The sequence below is a fragment of the Lysobacter sp. CC-YZS074 genome, assembly GCF_056739745.1.
In genome coordinates this window covers 2558231-2584366 of the sequence record NZ_CP200301.1, presented here as the reverse complement: position 1 = coordinate 2584366, position 26136 = coordinate 2558231, and the positions used below count along the sequence as shown (strand labels likewise).

23 protein-coding genes and 1 riboswitch are annotated in these 26136 nt (G+C 68.8%); of the genes, 12 read left to right on the top strand and 11 right to left on the bottom strand.

The features are described from left to right. Window positions 1-91: 91 nt before the first annotated feature. The 3 genes from metF to metK form a co-directional block, all read right to left on the bottom strand. Window positions 92-916: a methylenetetrahydrofolate reductase [NAD(P)H] gene (gene metF, locus U8331_RS11695; RefSeq protein ID WP_481131206.1), complete on the bottom strand. Its 825-nt coding sequence runs from the start codon at window positions 914-916 to the stop codon at window positions 92-94. Between the two features lie 335 nt (window positions 917-1251). Beyond that, on the bottom strand, window positions 1252-2700 hold the full coding sequence (gene ahcY, locus U8331_RS11690) for an adenosylhomocysteinase (protein WP_481131205.1): 1449 nt from the start codon (window positions 2698-2700) through the stop codon (window positions 1252-1254). A gap of 50 nt (window positions 2701-2750) precedes the next feature. Next, window positions 2751-2876: riboswitch (S-adenosyl-L-homocysteine riboswitch) on the bottom strand. Window positions 2877-3070: 194 nt separating this feature from the next. Then, window positions 3071-4282: a methionine adenosyltransferase gene (metK, locus tag U8331_RS11685; protein ID WP_481131204.1), complete on the bottom strand. Its 1212-nt coding sequence runs from the start codon at window positions 4280-4282 to the stop codon at window positions 3071-3073. 128 nt (window positions 4283-4410) lie between these two features. Here metK and U8331_RS11680 point away from each other — a divergent pair, with 128 nt between their 5' ends. Next, window positions 4411-5529, top strand: a complete 1119-nt coding sequence (locus U8331_RS11680; protein ID WP_481131203.1) for a metal-dependent hydrolase — start codon at window positions 4411-4413, stop codon at window positions 5527-5529. On the opposite strand, the gene U8331_RS11675 is transcribed toward U8331_RS11680, so the two are convergent. The 6 genes from U8331_RS11675 to U8331_RS11650 form a co-directional block, all read right to left on the bottom strand. Beyond that, window positions 5523-6356: a class I SAM-dependent methyltransferase gene (locus tag U8331_RS11675; RefSeq protein WP_481131202.1), complete on the bottom strand. Its 834-nt coding sequence runs from the start codon at window positions 6354-6356 to the stop codon at window positions 5523-5525. The genes U8331_RS11680 and U8331_RS11675 overlap by 7 nt on opposite strands. Before the next feature lie 26 nt (window positions 6357-6382). Further along, complete coding sequence (gene dusB / locus U8331_RS11670) at window positions 6383-7381, bottom strand: tRNA dihydrouridine synthase DusB (protein ID WP_481131201.1); 999 nt, start codon at window positions 7379-7381, stop codon at window positions 6383-6385. Between the two features lie 194 nt (window positions 7382-7575). Further along, entirely contained in the window at window positions 7576-8526 is a 951-nt protein-coding gene (locus U8331_RS11665) for a ribokinase (RefSeq protein ID WP_481131200.1), read from the bottom strand. 10 nt (window positions 8527-8536) lie between these two features. After that, complete coding sequence (locus U8331_RS11660) at window positions 8537-9835, bottom strand: NupC/NupG family nucleoside CNT transporter (RefSeq protein ID WP_481131199.1); 1299 nt, start codon at window positions 9833-9835, stop codon at window positions 8537-8539. A 111-nt stretch (window positions 9836-9946) separates the two neighbouring features. Beyond that, on the bottom strand, window positions 9947-11083 hold the full coding sequence (locus tag U8331_RS11655; RefSeq protein WP_481131198.1) for a GGDEF domain-containing protein: 1137 nt from the start codon (window positions 11081-11083) through the stop codon (window positions 9947-9949). Window positions 11084-11152: 69 nt separating this feature from the next. Beyond that, window positions 11153-11755: a TMEM165/GDT1 family protein gene (locus U8331_RS11650; protein WP_481131197.1), complete on the bottom strand. Its 603-nt coding sequence runs from the start codon at window positions 11753-11755 to the stop codon at window positions 11153-11155. A 303-nt stretch (window positions 11756-12058) separates the two neighbouring features. Between U8331_RS11650 and U8331_RS11645 the strand changes: the two genes are divergently transcribed. From U8331_RS11645 to U8331_RS11610, 8 genes are all read left to right on the top strand, one after another. After that, window positions 12059-13027 (top strand): potassium channel beta subunit family protein, encoded by a 969-nt coding sequence (locus tag U8331_RS11645; RefSeq protein WP_481131196.1) that lies wholly within the window; start codon window positions 12059-12061, stop codon window positions 13025-13027. A 136-nt stretch (window positions 13028-13163) separates the two neighbouring features. After that, window positions 13164-13310, top strand: a complete 147-nt coding sequence (gene hemP / locus U8331_RS11640; protein ID WP_481132966.1) for a hemin uptake protein HemP — start codon at window positions 13164-13166, stop codon at window positions 13308-13310. 68 nt (window positions 13311-13378) lie between these two features. Then, window positions 13379-14335: an SPFH domain-containing protein gene (locus U8331_RS11635; protein WP_481131195.1), complete on the top strand. Its 957-nt coding sequence runs from the start codon at window positions 13379-13381 to the stop codon at window positions 14333-14335. Between the two features lies 1 nt (window position 14336). Continuing rightward, window positions 14337-14771: an NfeD family protein gene (locus tag U8331_RS11630; RefSeq protein ID WP_481131194.1), complete on the top strand. Its 435-nt coding sequence runs from the start codon at window positions 14337-14339 to the stop codon at window positions 14769-14771. Window positions 14772-14886: 115 nt separating this feature from the next. After that, window positions 14887-16008, top strand: a complete 1122-nt coding sequence (gene gcvT, locus U8331_RS11625) for a glycine cleavage system aminomethyltransferase GcvT (protein WP_481131193.1) — start codon at window positions 14887-14889, stop codon at window positions 16006-16008. 78 nt (window positions 16009-16086) lie between these two features. Beyond that, window positions 16087-16482, top strand: a complete 396-nt coding sequence (gene gcvH, locus U8331_RS11620; RefSeq protein WP_481131192.1) for a glycine cleavage system protein GcvH — start codon at window positions 16087-16089, stop codon at window positions 16480-16482. A 102-nt stretch (window positions 16483-16584) separates the two neighbouring features. Further along, window positions 16585-16935 (top strand): hypothetical protein, encoded by a 351-nt coding sequence (locus tag U8331_RS11615; protein ID WP_481131191.1) that lies wholly within the window; start codon window positions 16585-16587, stop codon window positions 16933-16935. 370 nt (window positions 16936-17305) lie between these two features. After that, window positions 17306-17842, top strand: a complete 537-nt coding sequence (locus tag U8331_RS11610; protein ID WP_481131190.1) for a histidine biosynthesis protein HisIE — start codon at window positions 17306-17308, stop codon at window positions 17840-17842. Window positions 17843-18003: 161 nt separating this feature from the next. Here the strand turns inward: U8331_RS11610 and U8331_RS11605 are convergent, their stop codons facing one another. Continuing rightward, the gene (locus tag U8331_RS11605; protein ID WP_481131189.1) at window positions 18004-19413 is read right to left on the bottom strand and encodes a serine hydrolase domain-containing protein; all 1410 of its coding nucleotides are present in this window, start codon (window positions 19411-19413) and stop codon (window positions 18004-18006) included. An 82-nt stretch (window positions 19414-19495) separates the two neighbouring features. Between U8331_RS11605 and U8331_RS11600 the strand changes: the two genes are divergently transcribed. Genes U8331_RS11600 through U8331_RS11590 form a run of 3 tightly spaced genes read left to right on the top strand, consistent with a single transcriptional unit; the run spans window position 19496 to window position 23428 of the window. Next, entirely contained in the window at window positions 19496-20077 is a 582-nt protein-coding gene (locus U8331_RS11600) for a LemA family protein (protein ID WP_481131188.1), read from the top strand. 50 nt (window positions 20078-20127) lie between these two features. Beyond that, window positions 20128-22032 (top strand): M48 family metallopeptidase, encoded by a 1905-nt coding sequence (locus U8331_RS11595; RefSeq protein WP_481131187.1) that lies wholly within the window; start codon window positions 20128-20130, stop codon window positions 22030-22032. 52 nt (window positions 22033-22084) lie between these two features. Further along, a complete protein-coding gene (locus tag U8331_RS11590) occupies window positions 22085-23428 on the top strand; it encodes an NTP/NDP exchange transporter (RefSeq protein ID WP_481131186.1) in 1344 nt (447 codons plus the stop codon). Between the two features lie 57 nt (window positions 23429-23485). Here U8331_RS11590 and U8331_RS11585 read toward each other — a convergent pair whose 3' ends face one another. Further along, window positions 23486-25954 (bottom strand): acyl-CoA dehydrogenase, encoded by a 2469-nt coding sequence (locus U8331_RS11585; protein WP_481131185.1) that lies wholly within the window; start codon window positions 25952-25954, stop codon window positions 23486-23488. Between the last annotated feature and the right edge of the window lie 182 nt (window positions 25955-26136).

Sequence of the window (26136 nt, the reverse complement as noted above, 5' to 3'; positions counted from 1 at the left end):
GCGAAGGGTCATCGCGATGCTCCGCCGCCTGCTGTCAAAGCCTTGTGTGACAAGGCCTCCGGGGATGAACGAGGCGGTAATGCCGGCTGAATCACTCCAGCCGCGCGAGCACGTTCAGCGTGGGTTTCGCCAAGTTCAACGTGTAGAAGTGCAGGCCGGGCGCACCGCCGTGGATCAGGCGCTGGCAGAGTTGCGCGACCACGTCGGCACCGAACGCGCGGATGCTCTCGGCATCGTCCGCGTAGGCCAGCATCCGCTGGGCGATCCAGCGCGGAATCTCGGCGCCGCACATGTCGGAGAAGCGGCGGATCTGGCTGAAGTTGGAGATCGGCATGATGCCCGGCACCACCGGGATGTCGATGCCCGCGGCGCGGATATCGTCGACGAAGCGGAAGTAGGCGTCGGCGTTGTAGAAGTACTGGGTGATGGCGCCGTCGGCGCCTGCGCGCACCTTGCGGATGAAGTTCTCGATGTCGATCCGGGAATCGCGCGCCTGCGGGTGCATTTCCGGATAGGCCGCGACTTCGATGTGGAAGTGGTCGCCGGTTTCGGTCCGGATGAACTCGACCAGCTCGCTGGCATAGCGCAGGTCGCCCGGGCTGACCATGCCCGAGGGCAGGTCGCCGCGCAGGGTGACGAGGCGTTTGGCGCCGAGTGCACGGTAGAGCTTGAGCAGGCCGCGGATTTCCTCGCGTGAGCCGCCCATGCAGGTGATGTGCGGCGCGGCGTCGTAGGCATGCTGCCCGCGCAGCCGCTGGATGGTTTCGGGCGTATGGCTGAGCGTGGAGCCGCCGGCGCCGAAGGTGACGCTGACGTAATCGGGCGCGCGGTCCTTCAGCCGCGCCGCTGTCTTGTCGAGTTGCGCGCGCTGTTCGTCCGTCTTGGGTGGGTAGAACTCAAAGCTGATCGGGATCATGGCGCGCGGCTGCGATGAAGGTGTCCGCAATATATCGCTTCATCGGGATGGATGTAAATGGAATCGTGACTCTTGATGTCTTGATGTCTTGATGGTCCGATTTTTTTGTAGGAGCGGCTTCAGCCGCGATCGTGGAGCAGGCGGGGGCGGGTCATTTGCAGATCGCGGCTGAAGCCGCTCCTACAAAGGCCGCTCCAGTCCCTGACCGAAGAACGCCCCGGCGGAGCCGGGCCGGGACACCCGGCGTCCCGCGGGCTGCGCGTTGCCCTCCCTGCCTCATGCAAAAAAAACGGGCGCCGAGGCGCCCGTCTTTCGGTGGGACTGAGCCCGCCGGATCAGTAGCGGTAGTGGTCCGGCTTGTACGGTCCCTCGACCGCGACACCGAGGTACTTCGCCTGCTCGTCGCTGAGCGTGGTCAGCTTCACGCCGATCTTCTCCAGGTGCAGTCGCGCGACCTCCTCGTCCAGCTTCTTGGGCAGCAGGTAGACCTGCTTGCCGTAGCTGTCCTTGTTGGCCCACAGGTCGATCTGCGCAAGCGTCTGGTTGGCGAACGAGTTGGACATCACGAAGCTCGGGTGGCCGGTCGCGCAACCCAGATTCACCAGGCGGCCTTCGGCCAGCAGGAAGATGCTGTTGCCACCCTTGAAGGTGAACTTGTCGACCTGCGGCTTGATGTTGGTCTTCTGCACGCCGTCCAACGCATACAGCGCGTCGACCTGGATCTCGTTGTCGAAGTGGCCGATGTTGCAGACGATCGCCTGGTCCTTCATCGCCTGCATGTGCTGCACGGTGATGATGTCCTTGTTGCCGGTGGTGGTGACGTAGATGTCGCCACGGCCGAGGGTCGACTCGACGGTGTTGACCTCGAAGCCTTCCATCGCCGCCTGCAGCGCGCAGATCGGGTCGATCTCGGTCACCACCACGCGCGCGCCGTAGGCCCGCAGAGAGTGCGCGCAGCCCTTGCCGACGTCGCCGTAGCCGCAGACCACCGCGACCTTGCCAGCCAGCATCACGTCCATCGCGCGCTTGAGGCCGTCGGCCAGCGACTCGCGGCAGCCGTACAGGTTGTCGAACTTGCTCTTGGTGACCGAGTCGTTGACGTTGATCGCCGGGATCAGCAGCTTGCCCTGGTCGGCCAGCTGGTAGAGGCGGTGGACGCCAGTGGTGGTCTCCTCCGACACGCCCTTCCAGTCGCGCACGACGGTGGTCCAGAAGCCGCGGCGCTCGGCGTGCACGCGCTTGAGCAGGTTCTTGATGACCTGCTCCTCGTGGCTGCCCGAGGCGCTGTTGACCCAGGACTCGTCGCCCTGTTCCAGCTCGTAGCCCTTGTGGATCAGCAGGGTGACGTCACCGCCGTCGTCGACCACGAGCTGCGGGCCGAGGTAGCCGCCGTTGCCGTCGGGGAAGCTCAGCGCCTCCAGCGTGCAGTCCCAGTATTCCTCCAGCGTCTCGCCCTTCCAGGCGAACACCGGGGTGCCGGTCGCGGCAATCGCTGCCGCCGCGTGGTCCTGGGTCGAGAAGATGTTGCACGAGGCCCAGCGCACGTCGCCGCCGATGTCCTTGAGCGTCTCGATCAGCACCGCGGTCTGGATCGTCATGTGCAGCGAGCCGGTCACGCGCACGCCCTTGAGCGGCGCCTCGGCGGCGTACTTGCGGCGGATCGACATCAGCCCCGGCATTTCGTGCTCGGCGATGTCGATTTCCTTGCGGCCGAAATCGGCCAGCGAGATGTCGGCGATCTTGTAGTCGCCGTCCATCGAGAAGGTCTTTGCTACAGCGTTCATGGGTGAAGCTCCGGTCATGGGCCCCGATCCGTTGCGGTGGGGCGGGTGAAGACAACCGGGCGCCGTTGGTGCGTGAAACCGCGCCGAGCCTGGCCGCGCTTGGTGGCCGGCACACGGAGTGCAGGCCGGTGCGGATGGGTCCGCACCGCATCGCGGTCGCAGCGCCCCTCGGCGGGGCAGGTGGGGAATTCTATCGCGGGCCGGGAACGGGCGATTGAACGCGGGCCCGGCGGCGACGGGTTTTTGTAGGAGCGGCTTCAGCCGCGATCGGATCGCCGGTCGCTCGCGCCGAATCACGATCGCGGCTGAAACCGCTCGTACAGAAGCAAAAAGCCGCGGCCCTCCGGATGGGAGGGCCGCGGCCAACCACTTACTTCAGCTTCGCGGCCTTGCGCAGCTCGTCGGCGCGGTCGGTCTTCTCCCACGAGAACGCAGTCGCGTTGTGGGTGACGCCGGCAGAGTCGGTGTAGCTCATGTCCTTCGGCTTGCGGCCAAAGTGCCCGTAGGCCGCGGTCGACTGGTAGATCGGGTGCACCAGGTCGAGCATCTGGATGATGCCGTACGGACGCAGGTCGAAGTGGCGGCGGATCAGCTTTTCGATCTGCTCGTCGGGGATCCGGCCGGTGCCGAAGGTGGTGACCGAGATCGAGGTCGGCTCGGCCACGCCGATCGCGTAGCTGACCTGCACCTCGCAGCGGTCGGCCAGGCCGGCGGCGACGACGTTCTTGGCGACGTAGCGCGCGGCATAGGCGGCCGAGCGGTCGACCTTCGACGGGTCCTTGCCGGAGAACGCGCCACCACCGTGGCGCGCCCAGCCGCCGTAGGTGTCGACGATGATCTTGCGGCCGGTCAGGCCGCAGTCGCCGACGGGACCGCCGATCTCGAACTTGCCGGTCGGGTTGATGTGGAACTTGGTGCCCTTGTGCAGCCACTTGGCCGGCAGCACCGGCTTGAGGATCTCCTCGCGCACGGCCTCGACCAAGTCCTTCTGCTTGATGCCCGGGGCGTGCTGGGTCGACAGCACCACCGCGTCGATCGCGGTCGCCTTGCCGTCCTCATAGCGAAGAGTGACCTGGCTCTTGGCATCCGGGCGCAGCCACGGCAGCGGCGAGTTGCGCTTCTTGCGGATCTTCGCCTGCTGCTCGACCAGACGGTGCGACAGGTGGATCGCCGCCGGCATGTAGCTTTCGGTCTCGTTGGTGGCGTAGCCGAACATCAGGCCCTGGTCGCCGGCGCCCATTTCCTCGGGCTTCTTGCGGTCCACGCCCTGGGCGATGTGCGGACTCTGCTTGCCGATCAGGTTGAGCACGCCGCAGGTGGCGCCGTCGAAGCCGACGTCGCTGGAGTCGTAGCCGATGTCGAGGATCACCTTGCGGGTCAGCGCCTCCAGATCGATCCACGCGGAGGTGGTGATCTCGCCGGCGACGATCGCCACGCCGGTCTTGACCATCGTCTCGCAGGCCACGCGGGCGCGCTTGTCCTGGGTCAGGATGGCATCGAGGACGGCATCGGAGATCTGGTCGGCGATCTTGTCCGGGTGGCCTTCGGACACCGATTCGGAGGTGAACAGGGTGCTGGACATCAGGGCTATATCCTTGCATTCGGATAAAAGGATGGGCGCGAATCATACAGACTCGCCGCACCCGTCGCATTCTGCCCGCAACGGGGTATGCCTGCGGTTAAGGCGGCGTGGGCGGTTAGCATGCGTCGATGGACTCGCTCACCCAGATACTGCTCGGCGGCGCGGTGGCCGCGGCGATCGCCCCGCCGGGACACCGCCGCGCGGCGCTGCTGGCCGGCGCCGCGCTGGGCACGCTGCCCGACCTCGACGTGCTGCCGATCAACCTGTTGACCGACGACCCGGTCGAACGCATGACCTGGCACCGGGGCATCAGCCATTCGCTGCTGGTGCTGCCGTTCGTGGCGTGGGCGGTCTGGGCCTGGTGCCGCAGCCGAGGGGGGCGGGTCGCGCAGGCACCGCGCCGCTGGTTCTGGGCGATCCAGCTGGCGTTGCTCACCCATCCGCTGCTGGACGCGTTCACTGTCTACGGCACCCAGTTGCTGTGGCCGTTCTCGCCGCAACCGGCGATGTGGTCGAGCGTTTTCATCATCGATCCGCTGTACACGGTGTGGCTGCTGCTGGGATGCGTGGTGGCATGGTTCGCGCGCGGGCGCCGGCTCGGCACCCAGGTGCTGCTGGCGGGGCTGGCGCTGAGTACCGCCTACCTCGGCGCTTCGCTGCTGGCCAAGTGGCAGGTCGAGCGCGTGGCCGGGCGGTCGCTGGCGGCACTGAACCTGCAGGACGCGCCGCGGTTCTCGGTGCCCACCCCTTTCAACATCCTGTTGTGGCGGGTGGTGGCGATGACGCCGGAAGGTTTCGTCGAGGGCGAGCGCTCGCTCGTGGCCGACCGCGGGGCGATGCGTTTCCGCGAGTACCGTACCGACGTGAAGGCGCTCGCCGCGGTGTACGAGTACCCGGTGGTGCAGCGGCTGACGTGGTTCAACCGCGGCTTCATGAAGGCCGAGCGCCGTGACGGCCAGCTGGTGCTGAGCGACCTGCGCATGGGCTCGGAGCCCGATTACACCTTCCGGTTCGTGGTGGCCGAACACGATGGCCAAGGCTGGCGCGAGGTGCCGGTGCGGCAACTCCAGTGGCCGTGGGAGGCCAGCGGGCGGCTGGCCGCGCTGTGGCGGCGCATCTGGACCGCGGACGACACCGCGTGGGCGGGCCAAGGCGCATCGGGTGCATATCGGCGCGGACCGGGGTCCGTCTCGGCCCCGCCGGGTGCGCCACCGTCAACGGACGGGCGCGGCGCGTCGCTTCAATAGACGACCGCGCGCGCCTGCACGAACGAGAAGAAGAACACCGCGTTCGGGTCGTTCTGTACCTGCCGCATCTCCTCGCGCACGCCCGCGACCACCTCCGGCGTGACCTTGCCGGCGGCGACCAGCTGGTCGGCGGCCGACAGCAGCAGCTCCTCCCAGAACGCGATCATGGTCTTGCGACGCGCCGGCTCGCGGTTGTCGAAGTGGAAGGTCTTCACCTCGGTGGTGACGTCGTGGAAACCGCCGGCCAAGAGCAGGTTGCCGAGCTTGGCACCGACGAACGGGTCGCCGCCGCTGTCGATCTGGAAGTCGTTGAACGCCATCCAGTAGCGCCAGGTGTTGGGCGAGTACGGGTCGAGCAGGAACGAGGCGTTCATGACCTCGGTGACGTAGACCACCGAGCCGGGTTGCAGCACCCGGCGCACCTCGCTGAGGGCGCGTGCCGGCGCCGGCACGTGCTCCAGCACCCAGCACAGGAAGGCGGCGTCGAAGCTGCGCGGCTCGAACGGCAGGTCGGTGGCGTCGGCCTCGTGGATCTCGTAGCGGCCCTCAAGCCACGACCGCGCGCCGAGGTTCGCCCGGGCCGCGCCGATCTGCGCCGGGTTGAGGTCGACGCAGGTGACGTGCAGGTCCGGGAAGCGCCGCAGCAGGATCTCGGTCTGCGCGCCGACCCCGCTGCCGACCTCGAGCAGGCGCCTGGCGCCGGCGTAGTCGATGTTGCGGAAGATGGTCGATTCGGCGAGCCGCGCCTGCTTGACCAGGCGGGCCTGCTCGGTCTCGGAGAAGCCGTGCAGGTAGGGGAAGTCGGTGGCGCTGCAGGATTCGATCATGGGCAGGGAACTCGGGCCGTGCGCGCTCAGGCGGCGGCCGGCAGGTCGGGGGCGACGCCGGCCACGAGGGCGTCGAAGTAGTCGCGGGTCAGGCGCAATTGTGCCTCGGCGCTGTCGGCGCGGTTCACCACCGCGCGGAACGCGGCGTTCTCCGGGCGGTCCTTCGCGTACCAGCCCAGGTGCTTGCGGGCGATGCGCACGCCGGAGGTTTCGCCGTAGAAGTCGTGCAGGTGCGCGAGGTGGCCGAGCAGGATGTCGCGGACCTCGGCCAGCGTGGGCTCCGGCAGGGTGTCGCCGGTGGCGAGGTAGTGGGCGATCTCGCGGAAGATCCACGGCCGCCCCTGCGCCGCGCGGCCGACCAGTACCGCGTCGCAACCGGTGTGCCTGAGCACCTCCTCGGCCTTGCGCGGCGAGTCGACGTCGCCGTTGGCCATCACCGGGATCGACAGCGCCGCCTTGACCTCGGTGATGGTGTCGTACTCGGCCACGCCCTTGTACTGCTGGTCTCGGGTGCGACCGTGCACCGCCAGCGCGGCGATGCCGGCGGCTTCGGCGATGCGGGCGATCTGCAGCGCGTTGCGCTGGTCGGCGGCCCAGCCGGTGCGGATCTTCAGCGTCACCGGCACGTCGACCGCGCCCACCACCGCGTCCAGGATGTCGGCGACCAGCGCGGGCTCGCGCATCAGCGCCGAACCCGCCCAGGCGTTGCAGACCTTCTTGGCCGGGCAGCCCATGTTGATGTCGATGATCTGCGCGCCGTTGTCGACGTTGTGGCGCGCGGCGTCGGCCATCACCTGTGGCACCGTGCCGGCGATCTGCACGCTGATCGGATCGGGCTCGCCGTCGTGGTCCATGCGGTGGCGGGACTTGGCGGTGTTCCAGAAGCGCGGGTCCGACGTGGTCATCTCCGACACGCACAGCCCTGCGCCCAGGCGCTTGCACAGCACCCGGAACGGCTTGTCGGTGACCCCCGCCATCGGGGCGAGGACCACTTTCGGGTCGATGGGGTGGGGGCCGATGCGCATGGCGACAGTTTAGCGACACATGGCGTCTTGTTCCGGGCGCTCCCGGGCGTCTGCAGGAGCGGCTTCAGCCGCGATCATGGAATCGTTCGCCCGCGCCGGCTCACGATCGCGGTTGAAGCCGCTCCCACGGAAGCCCGGTCTCATCCGGGTTGCGGCGAAGAGGGCGGGCGGCGCTCTCGTCGCGGACAAAAGCGTCAGGAAGCCAGTTCGCCGATCAGCGGCATGGCCGATGCGGCGCCCGCACGCTCGGTCGCGCGAGCGGCATAGCGTCCCGCGAATCGTGCGTGATCGGCGAAGCAGGGGCGACCCGAGGCCAGCGAAGCCGCGAGTGCACCGCTGAACGCGTCGCCGGCGCCGGTGGTGTCGATCGCGCGTGCGGGGCTGGCGGCGAGCCGGTAGCACGCCTGCTGGTCGCCATGCCGCGCATCGTTGGCGTGCGACACGAAGCAGCCCGCCTCACCCAGGGTGACCACCACGGTTCCGTGCGGGAGCAGCCGTCGACACAGCGCATGCAACGCTTCGTCGCCCATCCCGGCCACCGCTTCGGCGTCGATCCGCTCGCCGCAATGGCGGGCGAGCTGAGCGCAGAATTCCGACTCGTTGGGAGTCAGCACGTCGGCCAGCGCCAGCAGCGACGGCGGCACGTCGGCATCGGCCGGGGCGGGATTGAGCACCGTCAACGCACCCGCCTGGCGGGCGAGGTCGAACCCCGTGGCCACGGCGTCGATCGGCGACTCGAGCTGCGCCAGTACCACCCGGGTCCGTTCCAGTACGTCCTTCTGCGCCTGGACGAATTCAGGCGACAGCGTGGCGTTGGCCCCAAGGCCGATCACGATGCTGTTGCGGCCCTCGTGGTCGACGTAGATGCCGGCGGTGCCGGTCGGCGCGTCGCTGGCGTGGTCGCGCAGGTCGATGGCGTCCGCGGCGGCCAGCGCCCGCGCCAGTTGTCCACCGGCATCCGCGCCCAGCGCGCAGAGGAAAGCGGTGTCGGCGCCCGCCCGTGCCGCGGCGGTCGCCTGGTTGAAGCCTTTCCCGCCGGGGCCGGTGCGGTACTCGCCGCAGCGGGTCTCGCCCGGTCGCGGCAGCGCCGGCAGCGACCAGACGTGGTCGACGTTGAACGAGCCGATGACGACGACGGAGCTCACGGGACCCCGATCAGCCGCCGAACCAGGTCAGCACGCCGGCGATGGTCGCGGTCATCAGGGTGGCGATGGTGCCACCCAGCACGGCGCGCAGGCCGAAGCGGGCGAGGTCCTGGCGGCGGTCCGGGGCGAGGCCGCCGATGCCGCCGATCTGGATCGCGATCGAACTGAAATTGGCGAAGCCGCACAGGGCGTAGGTGGCGATCAGCCGGCCCTGTTCGGTCAGCACCACGCCCGGGTTCTGGCCATTCACGATCTCGGCCAAGTGCAGGTAGGCGACGAACTCGTTGAGCACGATCTTCTCGCCGATGAGACCGCCGACGACGTTGGCGTCCTGCCACGGCACGCCGATCAACCAGGCGATGGGCGATAGCACGTAGCCCAGCAGGGCGGCCATGTCGGTCGGCTTGCCGAGTGCGGCCGAAAGCCCGGTGACCTCGCCGATCCAGGTCAGCGGCCAGTTGATCAGCGCAATCAGCGCGATGAAGGCCAGCAGCATCGCGCCGATGTTCAGCGCCAGCCGCAGGCCGTCGCCGGCGCCGGCGGCGGCGGCGTCGATGACGTTGCTGGTGGTCTTCTCGACCTCCATCTTGACCGTGCCGCGGGTCAGCGGGGTGCCGGTCTCGGGGATCAGCAGCTTGGCGACCACCATCGTCGCCGGCGCGGCCATGATCGACGCCGCCAGCAGGTGCTTGGCATAGAACGCCTGCGCCACCGGGTCGCCGCCGCCGAGCATGCCCACGTATGCCGCCAGCACGCCACCGGCGATGTGCGCCATGCCGCCGATCATCATCGTGATCAGCTCGGACTCGGTCATCTTCGAGATGTACGGGCGCACCGTCAGCGGCGCCTCGGTCTGGCCGATGAAGACGCTGGCGCACACGCTGGTGGTCTCCGCGCCCGACACCCGCATCACCTTGGTGATCGCCCAGGCCATCGCCCGCACCACCGCCTGCATCACGCCCAGGTGGTACAGCACGCTCATCAGCGAGGCGAAGAAGATGATCGTCGGCAACACATGGAAGGCGAAGATGAAGCCGTAGGTGTCGACGTCCATCAGGCTGCCGAAGATGAATTCCGAGCCCGCATTGACGAAGCTCAGCAGCCGGACGAAGCCGTTGCCGAGCGCATCGAACACGTCGCGGCCGCCGGGTACCAGCAGCACCAGCGCGGCGAAGCCGATCTGCAGGGTGACGCCGGTGAGCACCAGGCGCCAGTCGACGGCCTTCTTGTGATTGGAGAACAACCAGGCGATGCCGATCAGTACCGCAAGACCGAACAGGCCGAAGGCCACCCGTGCAAGACCTTCCATTCGTTTCCCCTTCGGCCCACTGCCGTACGACCGCGCAGGTTAGGGCAGCGCGCCGGGTGCCGGCAACCGATCCGCGGTTCAGCTAACCGGCCGGCGATCCTCCCGGGGGTGTCAGCCGTCGCGCGCGATCACCCGGTTGCGGCCTTCGCGCTTGGCCAGCTTGAGGCGCTGGTCGGCGCGCCGCAGCAGGCTCGACAGGTCCGGTCCGTCACCCGGACTGGCGGCCACGCCGGCGCTGAAAGTCAGGCGCAGCGGATCGAGGTTGCCGCGTTCGGGATCGAACGGCCGCTGGCCGAGCGCGCGCCGGACCGCGTCGACCCGCTCCCACGCGGTGCCGAGCGGCTGCGGGGTGATCAGCACGAATTCCTCGCCACCGAGACGGACCAGCCAGTCGCCGCGGTCCGCCATGCCCTTGAGCACGCCGACGATGTGGCGGAGCGCGCGGTCGCCGGCGTGGTGCCCGGCTTCCTCGTTGACGCGGCTGAAGTGGTCCACGTCGATCAGTGCCAGGCTGAGGCTGCCGCCATCCTCGCCCGCCGCCTCCAGCAGGCGCGGCATCCGGTGCAGCAACCAGGTGCGGTTCGGCAATCCGGTCAGGCCGTCGGTGCCGGACAGCTCGACCAGGCGCTGCATCCGGTACACCACCATCGCGGTGATCAGCGTCGCTATCGCCAGCAGCATCATGCGCTGCAGCTGGCTGCCGACGGTCACCGCGCCGTAATCGCTGGAGATCAGCTGCTCGGGCGAGGACACCGTGGCGAATACCGCCAGGTTGAGCAGACCGTACTCCAGCAGCGCCAGCGCGCCGGCGAACACGGTGGTGCGGCCATCGCTGCGCAGGGCGGTGAGTACGATCGCCAGCAGATAGCAGCCCCACACCACCATGCTGTTGAGCGCTGCCGGCAGGTGGTTGAACGCGAGCACCACCAGCACCGAGGTGGTCGCGGTGACGTCGAAGGCGACCGTGGCGAACGGCAACCAGCGGTAGCGCCGCCGCCGCCGCGCGAGCTGCAGCCAGACCTGTGCGAAGAGGTTGACCACCACCGCGCCGAGCAGGCCGATCAGGGTTTCGCGGACGCTGCCGCCGGTCACCGCATTTACCAGCGGCAGCAGCAGCAGCAGCGCGGCGATGACCGCACGCAGCCGAGCGACCAGCAGCTCGCCCCCAGCGCCGACTTCCAGCAGGATCTCGTCCGGCCGCCCGAGCAGCCCGGCCACTGCGTCACGGGCGTTTCGGCTGCTTTCCATGGTTTCACCCCGCATGCCCCGCGGCAGCATAACGCAGGGCGGCACGTGCAGCGGGACGGCGCCGCCGGGTCAGCCGATGCCGCGCCAGACCACCCATCCGGCCAGCAGGGCGAACACCGCCGCGGCGACATAGCGTGCGGCCTTCAACGGCAGCCGGTCGGCAAAGCGGCTGCCGAGCAGCACCACCGGCACGTTGGCCAGTAGCATTCCGGCGGTGGTCCCGGCGATCACTTCCCACAGCGGGGTGTAGCGCGTGGCCAGCAGGACCGTCGCGACCTGGGTCTTGTCGCCGATCTCGGCCACGAAGAACGCCAGCGTGGTGGCGATGAAGGCGCCGCGCGCGGGCAGCTGCGCATCGTCATCGATCGAGTCGGGCTTGAGCGTCCACAGCGCGACCGCGAGGAAGCTGGCGGCGACGACCCAGCGCAGCACCTCCGGCCGCAGCCACTGGGCGGCGACCGCACCCACCCACGCCGCCAGCGCGTGGTTGAGCAGGGTGGCGACGAGGATGCCGGCGATGATCGGCCATGGCCGGCGGAAGCGCGCGGCCAGCAGCAACGCCAGCAGCTGGGTCTTGTCACCGATCTCGGCGAGCGCGACGGTGCCGGTGGAAATCAGCGCGGCGGCAAACGGGATGGACCCGGCAAACAGGGTTTCGGGAGCAGGAAGCATGTAGTGGCGTGGGGCCGGGCGGGGCAGGAGGAAAGCAGTCGCCGTGCGGCCCGGCCCCGCACCGAAGTGCCGGGGTCATTCGCACGGGTCTGCCTTCGGTCTTGCCCGGGCCGCGTGGCGGCTCTCGTGCGCCATGGCCTGCCGGCCAAGCATGTTGACGCACGTCCCCGCGCGGTGGCGCGGGTGGGCTACTCCCCGGAGGAATCGCCGGCCCATTGTAGAGGCTCGGGCAGGTACTGGCGATCGCGCCGCCGTTGCGGGAGCCCGGCCGTAAACTGCGCATGCCTTCAACGGAGTCCCGCCATGCATTACCGCCGCCTCGGATCGTCCGGCCTGCAGCTGTCCGCGCTGTCATTCGGCGCCTGGCTCACGTTCGGCGCGCAGGTCGGCCGTGGCACCGCGCGCAACCTGGTCGCGGCGGGGTGGGACCACGGCGTCAATTTCTTCGACAACGCCGAGAGCTACGCCCACGGCGACGCCGAACGGGTCATGGGCGACGTCATCGCCGACCTGCGCCTGCCGCGGGACGGATACTGCGTGTCGAGCAAGGTCTTCTTCGGTGCGACCGCGGATCCGCGTCCCACCCAGCAGGGTCTGTCGCGCAAGCACGTCACCGACGCGTGCCATGCCGCGCTCGGGCGCTTGCGGGTCGACTACCTCGACCTGTTCTATTGCCATCGCCCGGACCCGGACACGCCGATCGAGGAGACCGTGCGCGCGATGGACGCGCTGGTCCGGCAGGGCAAGGTGCTGTACTGGGGGACGTCGGAGTGGTCGGCCGGGCAGATCCGCGAGGCACACCGCATCGCCCGTGCGCAGCACCTGCAGCCGCCGACGATGGAGCAGCCACAGTACAACCTGCTGCATCGCGACCGGGTCGAGCTGGAGTACGCCCCGCTCTACGCCGAATACGGGATGGGTGCGACGACGTGGTCGCCGCTGGCCTCCGGCCTGCTGACCGGGCGCTACAACGCCGGCATCTCCGAGGACGGCCGCTTCGGCGCGCTCGGTCCGCACCTGCGCCGGACCATCGTCGGCAGCGAGAGCGAGCGCCGGCTGGAGCGCGCGCGCCGCTTCACCGCGGTGGCCGACGAGCTGGGCGTCGCCCCCGCACCGCTGGCGATCGCCTGGTGCCTGCGCAATCCCCACGTATCCAGCGTGATCCTCGGGGCGAGCCGGGTCGAACAGCTCGAGCAGAACCTGCAGGCGCTGGAGCTGGTGGAGCGGCTGGACGAGACCGCCTGGCAGCGGGTGAGGGCCGAGAGCGCCTGAACCCCCCCGCTTGAACATCAAATGAGAATCATTATCATCATGGCGACTCCTCCAGAGGCTGCCGTCGATGAACCCGCAAGCCGCTCCGCGCCATAACGTCCTCCACCTGTCCGCCCAGGGCCGTGCTGAACGCGCGATGCCGCCGGTGTACTCCCCGGCGCCACTCCCGGCACTGCACAGCGATGCCCTCCTGCGGGGCACCCGCGAGGTGCTGATCCGCCACGGCGGCGAGGTCTACCGCCTGCGCCACACCCGCAACGACAAGCTGATCCTCACCAAATAGCGCTCCGCGCCCGACCCCACCGGCGGGCGCGCTGCCTATACTCACTCCAACAAACGGAGGGGGTGGGCATGAGTCTGGGGACGATTCTCGCGGTCGTTTTGCTGGTCGCCGGCGTGGTGATCCTGTTCAAGGCGGTGCGCATGGTGCCGCAGGGTTACGAGTGGACCGTCGAGGCCTTCGGCAAGTACACCCACACCCTGTCACCGGGCCTGCATTTCCTGATCCCGGTCTACCAGGGCATCGGCCGCAAGATCAACATGATGGAGCAGGTGCTGGAGGTGCCCAGCCAGGACGTGATCACCAAGGACAACGCGGTGGTCAAGGTCGATGGCGTGGTGTATTTCCAGGTGCTCGACGCGGCCAAGGCCGCCTATGAAGTCGCGCAGCTGGAGATCGCCACCCTCAACCTGGTGATGACCAACATCCGTACGTCGATCGGTTCGATGGACCTCGACGAATCGCTGTCGCGGCGCGACGAGATCAACGCCAAGGTGCTGGCCGCGGTCGACCAGGCGACCCACCCGTGGGGGCTGAAGGTCAACCGGATCGAGCTCAAGGACATCGCGCCGCCGCGCGATCTGGTCGAGGCGATGGCGCGCCAGATGAAGGCCGAGCGCGAGAAGCGCGCCAACATCCTCGAAGCCGAGGGCTTCCGCCAGGCCGAGATCCTGAAGGCGGAGGGCGAGAAGCAGAGCACCATTCTCGAAGCCGAGGGCGAGCGCGAAGCCGCGTTCCGCGAAGCCGAGGCGCGCGAGCGGCTGGCCGAAGCCGAAGCCAAGGCCACCCAGATGGTGTCGGACGCGATCTCGGCCGGCAACGTGCAGGCGATCAACTACTTCGTCGCGCAGAAGTACATCGAGGCATTCAAATCGCTGGCCGAGGCGCCGAACCAGAAGTTCGTGCTGATGCCGATGGAGTCGGCCGGCGTGATCGGCTCGCTCGCGGGCATTGCGGACCTCGCCAGGGAAGCGCTCGACCGGCCGGCCAGCGCACGCACCGCCGTGCCGCCGCGGAGCGGAGGCTGACATGCGCTGGGACTGGCCCGCGGTGACATGGGCCGCGATCGCGCTGCTGCTGTTCGCAGCCGAAGCGCTGGCGCCGGGCGCCTTCATGCTGTGGCTCGGGTTCGCGGCAACGGCGGTGTTCGTGCTGGTGCTGCTGTTCGACCTGCCGCTGCTGGCGCAGGTGGTCGCTTTCATCGGCCTGAGCTTCGCCTCAATCCAGCTCTACCGCACCCGCTTCCGCGGCCGCGAGCGCCAGAGCGACCGGCCGACCCTGAACCGCCGCGCGGATGCGCTCGTAGGCCGGGTGGTGCCGCTGGAGCAGGCGATCGTCGCCGGCCGTGGGCGCGTGCAGATCGCCGACGCCTACTGGGACGTCAACGGTCCGGACCTGCCCGTCGGTGCCGCGGTGCGCATCACCGGCAGCGAAGGCATGGCCCTGTTGGTGGAACCGGCCTGAAGTCCTTTGCGTCGGCGGCCGCGTCGGCGCGACGTCCGCCGTTCCGTACGCCGGCGCCGCCGGCGGCCGTCCGGTCTGGGATAATGCGGATCCCCCATCGCAGGCCGCCGACTCCATGACCCGGAAGACCATCCTCAACGACAGCCACCGCGCGCTCGGCGCCAAGATGGTCGACTTCGGCGGCTGGGACATGCCCATCCACTACGGCTCGCAGATCGACGAGCACCACCTGGTGCGCCAGAGCGCCGGCATGTTCGACGTCTCCCACATGACCGTGGTCGACCTGCGCGGCGATCGCACCCGCGAGTTCCTGCGACGGCTGGTCGCCAACTCGGTCGACAAGCTGAGCAAGCCGGGCAAGGCGCTCTACACCTGCATGCTCAACGAGCAGGGTGGCGTCATCGACGACCTCATCATCTATTTCCTCGCCGAGGACTTCTTCCGCCTCGTGGTCAACGCCTCCACCCGTGAGAAGGATCTGGCCTGGATCCGCCAGCAGGCCGAGCCCTTCGGTGTCGAGGTCGGCGAGCGCGAGGACTTCGGCATGATCGCGGTGCAGGGGCCGCAGGCACGCGAGAAGGTCATCGCCCTGCTGCGCGAAGACGACCGCGCGGCGATCTCCAAACTCGGTCGGTTCGCCGCGCGTACCGCGCAGATGGACGACGGCACCGAGTTGTTCGTCGCCCGCACCGGCTACACCGGTGAGGATGGGTTCGAAGTGGTGGTGCCGCAGGACCGCGCCGTCGCCCTCTGGGAAGCCCTGCTCGCCGCAGGGGTGAAGCCGGCCGGCCTGGGCGCGCGGGACACCCTGCGGCTGGAGGCGGGCATGAACCTGTATGGCCAGGACATGGACGATGCCGTTTCGCCTTACGAGGCCGCGCTCGGATGGACGGTCGCACTCGACGAGGGACGCGACTTCATCGGCCGCGACGTACTGGAGCGGCAGAAGGCGAGCGGTGCCGCGCGCCAGATGATCGGCCTGGTCATGGACGAGCGGGGCGTGCTCCGCCACGGCCAGAAGGTGCTGACCCCGCACGGCGAAGGCGAGATCCTGTCGGGCACGTTCTCGCCGACGCTCGGCAAGGCGATCGCGTTCGCGCGGGTTCCGGCAGGCGACCTCGCGCCCGGCGCCGCGGGCGATGTCCGGGTCGACATCCGCGGCAAGGAAGTGCCGGTGCGGGTGGTGCGATTCCCGTTCGTGCGCGAGGGCCAGGCACAGGACGGCGTGCTTGCCTGACCGCCACGCGCCGGCAATCCCGCCGGCGCCTTCGCTACACTACTTTCCCCTTCCTTCCATCCCGCATCCGGAGCACCCATGAGCGAGATTCCCGGCGACCTGAAGTTCCTGAAATCCCACGAATGGGTCCGCGTCGAAGGCGACGGCAAGGCCACCATCGGCATCTCCGAGCATGCGCAGGGTCTGCTGGGCGACCTGGTCTACGTCGAACTGCCCAACGTCGGCGACCGCATCGAGGCGGGCACCGCGTGCGCGGTGGTCGAGTCGGTGAAGGCGGCGTCGGATGTCTACGCGCCGGTGTCCGGCACCGTGCTCGAGGTCAACACGGCGTTGAACGACAAGCCCGAGACCATCAACGAGGATGCGTTCGGCGACGGCTGGATCTTCACCCTCCAGATGGAGGAGCCGGAGCAGGCGAACGAGCTGCTCGACCCCGACGCCTACGCCGAGCTGCTCGAAGACGACGAGCACTGAGTCGTCGCGCCGCGCAACCGTCCCGGTCGGAACGGGAGCGGTGACCGGAATCCGCGTCGGCGACGGCGCGGATTTTTTGTTGCACGGATGGAGGCGAGCCCGATGCGCGGCTCGAAAACACGGTGGCGGGTTCGCGCAAAAACGTCGCAATCGTGCTTGTGCGTTGCGAAACACGTACCGGACACCCACCCTCCGCACGGAAAACCGGGTGGTGAAATTATCGCCAACCCGGTGCCGCGGGAATTTCCGGTCGCGTTCGCCTGCGCGCGGCAAGCATCGACGACCGATACGCTGCAGGCCACGCTGCGCTTGGCTTTCAGCGCGTGCCACCACCATCGCTTTGCCATTCCTCCAAACGCGCCGATCGCAGCAGATGACACGGGCGCTGGAAGCCAAGCACAGCAGGCCTTGCAGCCATCGAAAAAAAATCGCGGACACTTGTTGACACTATGAAAAACCGTGATTAGGTTTCGCCAAGCAGACGTTTCCTGCGGAAGCGAGTGAGCAAAGACAACGCGACAACGCGGGCAACAAACCGGACCTCCGCCCTGATGCTCAAAACGGTGGACGCGGCATTCCTGTCCCCGGCGGAATCGGCACTCGCGAAATCGCGGAAACCTCCCTTGCATGCAACCCGGTTCGCCAACGGCGGATCGGGTTTTTGTTTGCCCGGCAGCCGCGGTTCCGGCGGGCGGCATCATGCGAGGCGAGGTGCGGATCCGATCCGGTGCCGACAGGTGCCGGCGGTTGGTCGCGGGGTCGCCCCCCGCGGCATTGCTACTGGGCTGTACACCCCGATAGACCACTGACGAGGAGCCATCACATGGCCACGAAGAAAGCTGCGAAGAAGAAGCCTGCTGCCAAGAAGGCGGCGAAGAAGACTGCCAAGCCGGCAGCCAAGAAGGCCGCTGCCAAGAAGACCGCAGGCAAGTCCGCGGCCAAGAAGGCGGTGAAGAAGCCGGCCGCCAAGAAGGCCGTCAAGAAGAGCGCCGCCAAGAAGTCGGTGAAGAAGGCGACCGCCAAGAAGGCGGCGACCAAGAAGACCGCCAGCAAGAAGACCGCGACCAGGAAGACCGCCAAGAAGGCCACCGCGAAGAAGGCGACGGCAAAGAAGGCCACGGCCAAGAAGGCGGTGAAGAAGTCGGCCAGCAAGAAGACCGCGACCAAGAAGACCGCCAAGAAGGCGGCGACCAAGCGTCCGGCCGCCAAGAAGACGGCTGCCAAGAAGCCGGCGGCGAAGAAGGCTGCCGCGAAGAAGCCGGCCGCCAAGAAGACGGCTGCGAAGAAGCCGACCCGCCGCGCCACCAAGAAGCAGCAGGCCCCGACCGCGATGCCGGCCACTCCGGCACCGATGATCTAAGCCGACCCGGTACCGCAACACCGCAAATGCACCCTCCCCCGCGGCCCAGGCGGGGGAGGGTTTTTTAATGGGCAGGATCAGGCGTGGTGAAGCGCTACCCGCGCAATGCCGGGCAACGCGCAATCCGCGCGAAGTCGCCCGCTACCAGCGACGCGGGTGCATCACCGTGGCGCGGCGGTTGCGCGGGTCGCGGTGCTGCCGGGGGCGGTGCGGCCGTTCTCCGCGTACCAGGTCGGCTGGTCGAAATCGATATCGAGCCAGGCGGTCGCTTCCGACGGAATGCCCAGGGCCCGGTCGACCATCGTCGGCAGCAGGCCGGACGGCAGCGAGCTTTCGCCGTTCCACAACACGGCGATGCCGAGGTCCTGCCCGGGGAGCACGGCGATCATGCCGCGATAGCCCTGCACCGCGCCGGCGTGGTAGACGAGGCGCTCGCCGGCGTAGTCGTACAGTCGCCAGCCCAGGCCGTAGCCGGCCCAGTCCAGCCGCGCGCGCCGCCACGCGGAGCTGCGGGTCTGGTACGGCGTGTCGACCAGCGGCTGGTGCAGGGTGGCCAGCAACGGAGCCGGGATGACATCGGTGCGATGGCCGGTCTGGGCGATCAGCCACTGCGCCATGTCGGTGGCGCTGGCGTTGACACCGGCCGCCGGGGCGACTTCGTAGTAGGTCGGCTTGGGCATCACCGACACCCAGCCGCCGCGGCCGCGCACGTGCGGCTTGGCCCAGCGGGCGCTCGATTCGATGCCTTCCAGGCCGAGGCTGGCGTCGTTCATCCCGAGCGGCTTCAGCAGCCGGTGCTGCACTTCCTGGCTGTAGAAGTCGCCGGTGGTGGCGAACACGATGTCGCCGATCAGGCTGAAGGCGACATTCTGGTAGGCATAGCAGGTGCCCGGTTCGCACTTGAGCGGCGCGTTGGCGAGCTTGCGGGTCAGGGTGCGGTAATCGACGTAGTTTTCGAGGTCACGGTCGTAGGCGTTGTGCGACAGGCCGACGCGGTGGCTGAGCAGGTCGGCCACGGTGATCTTCTGCGCCGCGCCGGGCTGGCTCAGGTGGAAGCCGGGCATGTAGTCGGTGAGCTTGCTGTCCCAGCGGAGCATGCCGTCGCTGACCAGCAGGCCGGTGAGCGTGCCGGCGAACGCCTTCGACAAAGAAGCCAGGCGGAACACCGTATGGGCGTCGACCGGTTCGGCGTCGCTGACGTCGGTGATGCCGTAGCCGCGCGCACTCAGCACCTTGCCGTCGTGGACGATCGCCATGGCCAGGCCGGGCACACGCTGATTAACGACGATCTGCTGCGCCATCGCCTCGAACATGCGTACGTCGAACTCGGGCGGCAGGGGCGCGGCCGGCGGACGAGCCGGTGGCTGCGGAACCGCGGCGGTCGGCGCGGGTGCGGCCTCAGTCGTGCCGGAAGCCGGGACGGCCGATCCGGACGTTGCCGTATCCGGCGCGGGATGAGCACCCCAGGGCAGTGACGTCTGCGCGGCCGAACCCAGGGTCAGGGTCAGCAGGAAAGCGAGCGCACCCAAGCGCCCACCAATGCGAGGGAGCCGGCCGGCTTCGTCTTTCATAGGTCGCTATGCCTGCGTATGCTCGGGGCAACCGATCATAGCGCCGAATTTCCGGACTACGCGAGCAAACATGTTCAGCTTCATGATTTTGTTGGCTTTGTTCCTCCTGTTCATGTTCTGGGCGATCGGCATGTACAACGGCCTCGTCACCGCGCGCAACGCGTTCCGCAACGCGTTCGCCCAGATCGACGTCCAGCTGCAGCGGCGCTTCGAGCTGATCCCCAATCTTGTCGAAACCGCCAGGGCGTATCTCGGCCACGAGCGCGAAACGCTGGAGTCGGTCATCCAGGCGCGCGCGGCCGCGGTGTCCGGACTGGCGGCGGCCAAGTCGCGGCCCGGCGACGCCGGGGCGATGGCGCAGCTGGATGCGGGCGAGCGCCAGCTCGACGGTGCGCTGGGCCGGCTGATGGTGGTGGCCGAGGCGTATCCGGAGCTCAAGGCGGACCGGACCATGGCGCAGCTCACCGAGGAGCTGACCAGTACCGAGAACCGGGTGGCCTTCGCGCGTCAGGCCTACAACGACGCTGTCATGGCATACAACAACAAGCGCGAGGTCTTCCCGTCGAGCCTGATCGCGGGCAACTTCGGCTTTGCCGCGGCCGCACCGCTGTCGTTGCCGGCCGACCAGCCGCAGATGCGGCTGGCCCCGCAGGTGCGGTTCTGACGACCGGCGTGGCGGCTTCCGGCCGCTGACGCCCGGGTGGGGGCCCGGCCATGAACTTCTTCGAACGCCAGGCGTCCGCGCGCCGGACGACGACGCGGCTGGTGGTGCTGTTCGCGCTCGCGGTCGGCGCCATCGTGCTGGCAGTCGACGCGCTGGCGTGGCTGGTGACCGGCGGCAGCGTTGCCGCGGTGGGGGTCGCCACGGTCCTGACCCTGATGGTGATCGGTTGCGGGTCGCTGTACCGCATCGCCGGCCTGGCCGGCGGCGGCGAGGCGATCGCCGCGCAACTCGGCGGTATGCCGGTAGCGGAGGACTGCACCGACGCCGACCTGCGCCGCCTGCGCAACGTCGCCGAAGAGGTCGCCATCGCCTCGGGCGTGCCCGTGCCGCGATTGTACGTGCTCGACCACGAACCGGGCATCAACGCCTTTGCCGCCGGCCACACGCCCGCCGACGCGGTGGTGGCGGTCACCCGGGGCGCGCTGGAACGGCTCAACCGCGACGAGCTGCAAGGCGTGATCGCGCACGAGTTCGCCCACGTCCTCAACGGTGACATGCGCATCAATCTGCGGCTGGTGGGCGTGCTGTACGGCATTTCCATGCTGGGGCTGATCGGCCGGCACGTACTGGATTTCGGCAGCGCCGGCCTGAGCACCCGGGGGCGCGGTCTGGCGTTCGGGGTGATGACGGTCGGAGGGCTGATGATCGTGATCGGCTGGATCGGCTTGCTTTTCGCGCGGCTGATCCGGGCCGGCGTGAGCCGCAGCCGTGAGCGGCTGGCCGACGCCAGCGCGGTGCAGTTCACCCGCCAGAACGCGGGCTTGGCCGGGGCGCTGAAGAAGATCGGCGGGCTGGAGGACGGCTCCGCACTCGCGTCGGGCGGCGCGGAGGAGATCAGTCACATGCTGTTCGGCGAAGGCTCGGGGTGGGGCGGGCGACTCGAGTCCTGGTTCGCCACCCACCCGCCGCTGCTCGAGCGCATCCGCGCACTGGAACCGGGCTTCAACGCGCCCCGGCTGGAGGCGCTTTCGCGCCAGTGGGCAGATCAGCCGCCACACGGCCTGCCGGAAGACATGGCCCTGGGGTTGCATGTTCCCGCGGGCCTGCCGGGAACGGATGCCGAACAGGGCATCAGCGCGGCGATGGTGGCCGCGCACGTCGGCAGCCCGGACGGCGACGACCAGCGCCGTGCGGATGCGGTCGTCGGTGGATTGGGCGAGCCCTTGAGGGCGTTGGCACGCGACCGCGAAGCGGTGATGCCGATGCTGCTCGGGCTGCTCCTCGACCGCGACGGTGCCGTGGCGCGACGGCAGTTGTTCGGGATCGGAGGGCGGCTCGGCGCGCCCGTGGCGGAACGTGCGCGTGACCTGCACGAGCGCCACCTCGCGCCGCTGCACCCCATGCTGCGCCTGCCGCTGGCCGAGCTCGCGTTTCCGGTGCTGCGGCGGCGCCCGCGTCCGCAACGCGAACTCTTCCTCGACGCGGTGGACGCCATGGTGTCGGCCGACGGTGGCGTTTCCCTGTTCGAGCACTGTCTGGGGCGTCTGCTGGTGGTCCAGCTGCGCGAATCACTCGACCCGGGACGCCACGTCGCTTTCGGACGTCGCAAGCCGGGGGCGCTCAGAAACGAGATCGCGACCCTGCTTGGGGTGGTCGCGCAGGCGGGGCATGCCGACCAGGCATCCGCCCGCCATGCCTATCTCGCCGGCATGCAGCGCGTCCTCCCGCGCGAGCACATCCCCTACCAGCCGCCGCGTGATTTCGTGCGCGCGCTCGACACGGTGTGGTCGCCGCTGGACGCGCTCGACCCGCTGGCCAAGCAGGTGCTCGTCGAGGCGGTCACCGTGGCGATCAGCCACGACGGCCGGGTCAGCGTCGCCGAAGCCGAGCTGCTGCGCACCGTATGCGCCGTGCTGCATTGCCCGTTGCCGCCGGTATTCGGTGCCGTCCACTGACAGCGGCGGCCGTCTTCGGCTACCGTGCCGCATCGTCCGCCGGCCTCCGTCCTTGACCTCCGTTGCCACCTCACGCCTGCATCGCTTCCGTGGTGCGCTGGCCGAGTCGCCGCCGTTGTGGTGGTCGCTGCTGTACTTCTTCAGCCTGCTGTGCGGCTACTACGTGCTGCGGCCGGTGCGCGATGCGATGGGCGCGTCGGGCGACGCCGCAACGGTGTTTCCGCGCTGGCTGGTCGAGCTCTCTGCAGGTGCCGGTTTCCCGCTTGGCGACTACACGCTGCAGGTGCTGTTCAGCGTGGTGTTCGTCGCGATGGTGTTGCTGCAACCGGTGTACGGCGCGCTGGTCGCGCGATTCCCGCGGCGGGTGTTCCTGCCGGTGGTGTACCTGGTCTTCATCGCTTGCCTTGGCGGCTTTTACTGGCTGTTCGACACCGGCGTGTCCGGCCGCGGCGCCGCCTTCTACATCTGGAGCGCGGTGTTCAACCTGTTCGCGGTCGCCGTGTTCTGGAGCTTCATGGCCGACGTGTTCGACAACGAGCACGCCAAGCGCTTCTACGGCTACATCGGCGCGGGAGGCACGATCGGCGCGCTGGTGGGGCCGGCGATCACGCGCTGGCTGGTCGGACCGCTCGGCGTGGCGAACCTGCTGCTGGTGTCCGCCGGATTCCTTGCCGTGTGCCTGCTGTGCATCCTGCGCCTGCGTCCCTGGGCGTTGCAGCGCGAACGCCTGCACGGCGAGCGCAGCGGCGAGGTGGCGATGGGCGGTTCGGTGCTGGCGGGGCTGCGCCTGGTGTGGGAACGCCCGCTGCTGCGCGCGCTCGCCCTCATGATGCTGTTCGGCGTCGGGGTCGGCACCCTGCTCTACAACGAGCAGGCGGCGATCGTCCGCGAGTTCTACCCGACGGCCGAAGCGGCCACGCGCTACTACGCGACGATCGACTGGGCGGTCAACGGGCTCACCCTGGTGGTCCAGCTGTTCCTGACCCGCTGGCTGCTGCGCCGGCACGGCGTGGCGCCGTCGCTGATGATTCCCGCGTTCGCGATCCTGCTCGGCTACTGCATGCTGACCGCCTCGCCCCTGCCGTTGATGGTGGCGGTGGTGCAGGTGGCGACCCGCGCCGGCGAGTTCTCGTTGGCCAAGCCCGGTCGCGAAACCCTGTACACCCGGGTCGACCGCGAGGCCCGCTACAAGGCCAAGGCGGTGATCGACACCGTGGTCTACCGCGGCGGCGACCTTACGTTCGTATGGGTGCACAAGGCGGTGGCGGTGCTCGGTTCCACGGCGGTGTTCGCGACCGGCGTGGTCGTGGCGCTGGGCTTTGCCGCTGGGGCGTGGGGCGTGGTGCGGGCACAGCGCAGCCTTCCGGCGGATCGCGCGGCCGCCGGGGAGCCCTAGCGGGCAAAAAAAACGGCGGGCCCGGGCCCGCCGTTCTCCATCAATCCGCGGTGGTGGTCAGGCGACCGCGCGCCGGTCTGGCGATTCGTCGCGATAGCCGGCCGAGCGCAGTTCCTCGGGGTCGAAGTCGTCGACGCTGATCGTGTCGACGGTCATCGCGCGCAGCGCTTCCAGCTGGCGGCGCTCGTCGGCGTTGATCCAGCCTTCCCGCACGCCTTCATCTAGCTGCTCGGCGAAGCTCAACGACTCGATGTCGCTGTTCTTGATCGCCTTCAGGAACTTGCGCTCGACCGGTTCGGCCAGCACCACGGCCTGCAGGTAGCTGTTGACCCGGCCGGCCGGGTTGTTCGGGCCCGGGGTGGTGAACACCCCCTCGGCCAGGCGGTCGCGCGCCTCGTTGGGCGACATCAGCAGCGAGGCGGCACGGCGGCCGAGACGGTCGCCCGGCGGGGTGGCGCGACGGCCGAACGGGAAGATCAGGGCCCACAGCAGCCAGCCGACCGGCCGCACCGGGAAGTTGCGCAGCGCGCCCGACAGCGCGACCTCGATCTTGTGCACGGCGTTGAGCAGCGACCAGGCCAGCAGCGGCTGGTCGGCCTCGGGCCGGCCCTGGTCTTCGTAGCGCTTGAGCACGGCGCTGGCGATGTACAGCTGGCTCAGCACGTCGCCGAGGCGACCCGACAGCGACTCCTTGAACTTGAGCTTGCCGCCGAGCAGCAGCATCGAGGTGTCCGCGCAGAGCGCCAGCGCCGCCGAGTAGCGGTTGAGCTTGCGGTAGTAGCGGCGTGTGTAGGCGTCGCCAGGCGCCTTGCCGAGCCGCGCGGCGGTCAGGCCGAACCACAGCGATCGCACCGCGTTGGAGATCGCGAAGCCGATGTGGCCGAACAGGTTGCGGTCGAACTCGCGCACGCGCTCGTCTTCGTCCGCCAGCGTGGTGGCCTTCATCTCCTTGAGCACCCACGGATGGCACAGGATGGCACCCTGGCCGAAGATCATCAGCGAGCGGGTCATGATGTTGGCGCCCTCGACCGTGATCGCGATCGGCGAGGCCTGCCAGCTACGGCCGAGGTAGTTCTTCGGGCCAAGGATGATGCCCTTGCCGCCGTGGATGTCCATCGCATCCTGCGCGACCTGGCGGCCCATCTCGGTGCAGTGGTACTTGGAGATCGTCGACGGCACCGCCGGCAGTTCGCCACGGGTCACCGCCGCGGCGGACGCCTCGGACAACGCACTGATCGTGTACGCGTTGCCGGCGATCCGCGCCAGCGCCTCCTGCACGCCCTCGAAGCGGCCGATCGACAGGCCGAACTGCTTGCGGATCCGCGCGTACGCGCCGGTGACGATGGCGCCGAGCTTGGCGCCGCCACTGGCGGTGGAGGGCAGGGTGATCGAGCGGCCGATCGACAGGCATTCGACCAGCATCTGCCAGCCCTTGCCGGCATAGGTCTCGCCACCGATCAGCTGGCTCAGCGGGATGAACACCTCGCGACCGTGCAGCGGACCGTTCTGGAACGGGCTGTTGAGCGGGAAGTGGCGGCGGCCGATGTCGATCCCCGGGGTTTCGCGCGGCAGCAACGCCAGGCTGATGCCGATGTCGCGCCGGTCGCCGAGCAGGCCGTCCGGGTCGTACATCCGGAACGCCATGCCGATCAGGGTCGCGACCGGCGCGAGGGTGATGTAGCGCTTGTCGAACGTGAGCTTGACCCCGACCACGTTCGCGCCGTTCCAGTCACCCATGCAGACGACGCCGAAGTCCGGGATCGAAGTCGCGTCGGAACCGGCCCACGGGCCGGTCAGGGCGAAGCACGGCACTTCACGGCCATCGGCCAGGCGCGGCAGGTAATGATCCTTCTGCTCCCGGGTGCCGTAGTGCATCAGCAGCTCGGCCGGGCCGAGCGAGTTGGGAACGCCTACGGTCGAGCTGACCACCGAGGAGATCGATGCCAGCTTCTGGATCACCTTGTGGTTGGCCAGCGCGGAGAAGCCGAGGCCGCCATACTCCTTGGGCACGATCATCCCGAAGAACTTGTTCTTCTTGATGAAGTCCCAGACCTGCGGAGGCAGGTCCGCGCGCACGTGGGTGATGTCCCAGTCGTCGGTCATCCGGCATAGCTCTTCGCACGGGCCGTCGAGGAAGGCCTGCTCCTCGGCGGTCAGGGTCGGGGCGGGTTGGTCGAGCAGCACCTGCCAGTCGGGGCGACCCGAGAACAGTTCGCCCTCGAAACCGACCGTGCCCGCCTCGAGCGCCGAGCGCTCGGTCTCCGACAGCGGCGGCAGGATCCTGGTGTAGAAGCCGAGCAACGGTTTGCTGATGAAGGGCAGGCGGATCTGCGGCAGAAGCAGCGGCACCGCGATGATCGCGGCGATCACGCCGGCCACGACGGTGGCCACACCGCTGGCGCCGAGCAGCCAGCACGCCAACAGGACGACGGCGGTCAATACGGCCCAAGTCGGCAACCGCAGGCGATGGTAGGCGGCGAACCCGCCCACCAGGAGGAGGGCAAGGAAAGGGACGGCAATGCTCATGTGGACGCTCCAGCGGCGGTGCGACTGACAATTAAAGGTAATCACTGCGGCGTGACAGGCGCGGGCACTGCCCCGCCGATCAACATACGCACGAGTATGGTAGTCTCTCCGGCACCGTGTCAACTTCACGCGCCTGGCCGCGCTTCAGTACGCTCCCCGTCGGTGCCGTACGGTTGCTACAA

Coding starts and splice junctions, on each gene's coding strand:
- metF (WP_481131206.1), bottom strand. CDS start 916: ATGATCCCGATCAGCTTTGAGTTCTACCCACCCAAGACGGACGAACAG.
- ahcY (WP_481131205.1), bottom strand. CDS start 2,700: ATGAACGCTGTAGCAAAGACCTTCTCGATGGACGGCGACTACAAGATC.
- metK (WP_481131204.1), bottom strand. CDS start 4,282: ATGTCCAGCACCCTGTTCACCTCCGAATCGGTGTCCGAAGGCCACCCG.
- U8331_RS11680 (WP_481131203.1), top strand. CDS start 4,411: ATGGACTCGCTCACCCAGATACTGCTCGGCGGCGCGGTGGCCGCGGCG.
- U8331_RS11675 (WP_481131202.1), bottom strand. CDS start 6,356: ATGATCGAATCCTGCAGCGCCACCGACTTCCCCTACCTGCACGGCTTC.
- dusB (WP_481131201.1), bottom strand. CDS start 7,381: ATGCGCATCGGCCCCCACCCCATCGACCCGAAAGTGGTCCTCGCCCCG.
- U8331_RS11660 (WP_481131199.1), bottom strand. CDS start 9,835: ATGGAAGGTCTTGCACGGGTGGCCTTCGGCCTGTTCGGTCTTGCGGTA.
- U8331_RS11655 (WP_481131198.1), bottom strand. CDS start 11,083: ATGGAAAGCAGCCGAAACGCCCGTGACGCAGTGGCCGGGCTGCTCGGG.
- U8331_RS11650 (WP_481131197.1), bottom strand. CDS start 11,755: ATGCTTCCTGCTCCCGAAACCCTGTTTGCCGGGTCCATCCCGTTTGCC.
- U8331_RS11645 (WP_481131196.1), top strand. CDS start 12,059: ATGCATTACCGCCGCCTCGGATCGTCCGGCCTGCAGCTGTCCGCGCTG.
- hemP (WP_481132966.1), top strand. CDS start 13,164: ATGCCGCCGGTGTACTCCCCGGCGCCACTCCCGGCACTGCACAGCGAT.
- U8331_RS11635 (WP_481131195.1), top strand. CDS start 13,379: ATGAGTCTGGGGACGATTCTCGCGGTCGTTTTGCTGGTCGCCGGCGTG.
- U8331_RS11630 (WP_481131194.1), top strand. CDS start 14,337: ATGCGCTGGGACTGGCCCGCGGTGACATGGGCCGCGATCGCGCTGCTG.
- gcvT (WP_481131193.1), top strand. CDS start 14,887: ATGACCCGGAAGACCATCCTCAACGACAGCCACCGCGCGCTCGGCGCC.
- gcvH (WP_481131192.1), top strand. CDS start 16,087: ATGAGCGAGATTCCCGGCGACCTGAAGTTCCTGAAATCCCACGAATGG.
- U8331_RS11615 (WP_481131191.1), top strand. CDS start 16,585: ATGCGCGGCTCGAAAACACGGTGGCGGGTTCGCGCAAAAACGTCGCAA.
- U8331_RS11610 (WP_481131190.1), top strand. CDS start 17,306: ATGGCCACGAAGAAAGCTGCGAAGAAGAAGCCTGCTGCCAAGAAGGCG.
- U8331_RS11605 (WP_481131189.1), bottom strand. CDS start 19,413: ATGAAAGACGAAGCCGGCCGGCTCCCTCGCATTGGTGGGCGCTTGGGT.
- U8331_RS11600 (WP_481131188.1), top strand. CDS start 19,496: ATGATTTTGTTGGCTTTGTTCCTCCTGTTCATGTTCTGGGCGATCGGC.
- U8331_RS11595 (WP_481131187.1), top strand. CDS start 20,128: ATGAACTTCTTCGAACGCCAGGCGTCCGCGCGCCGGACGACGACGCGG.
- U8331_RS11585 (WP_481131185.1), bottom strand. CDS start 25,954: ATGAGCATTGCCGTCCCTTTCCTTGCCCTCCTCCTGGTGGGCGGGTTC.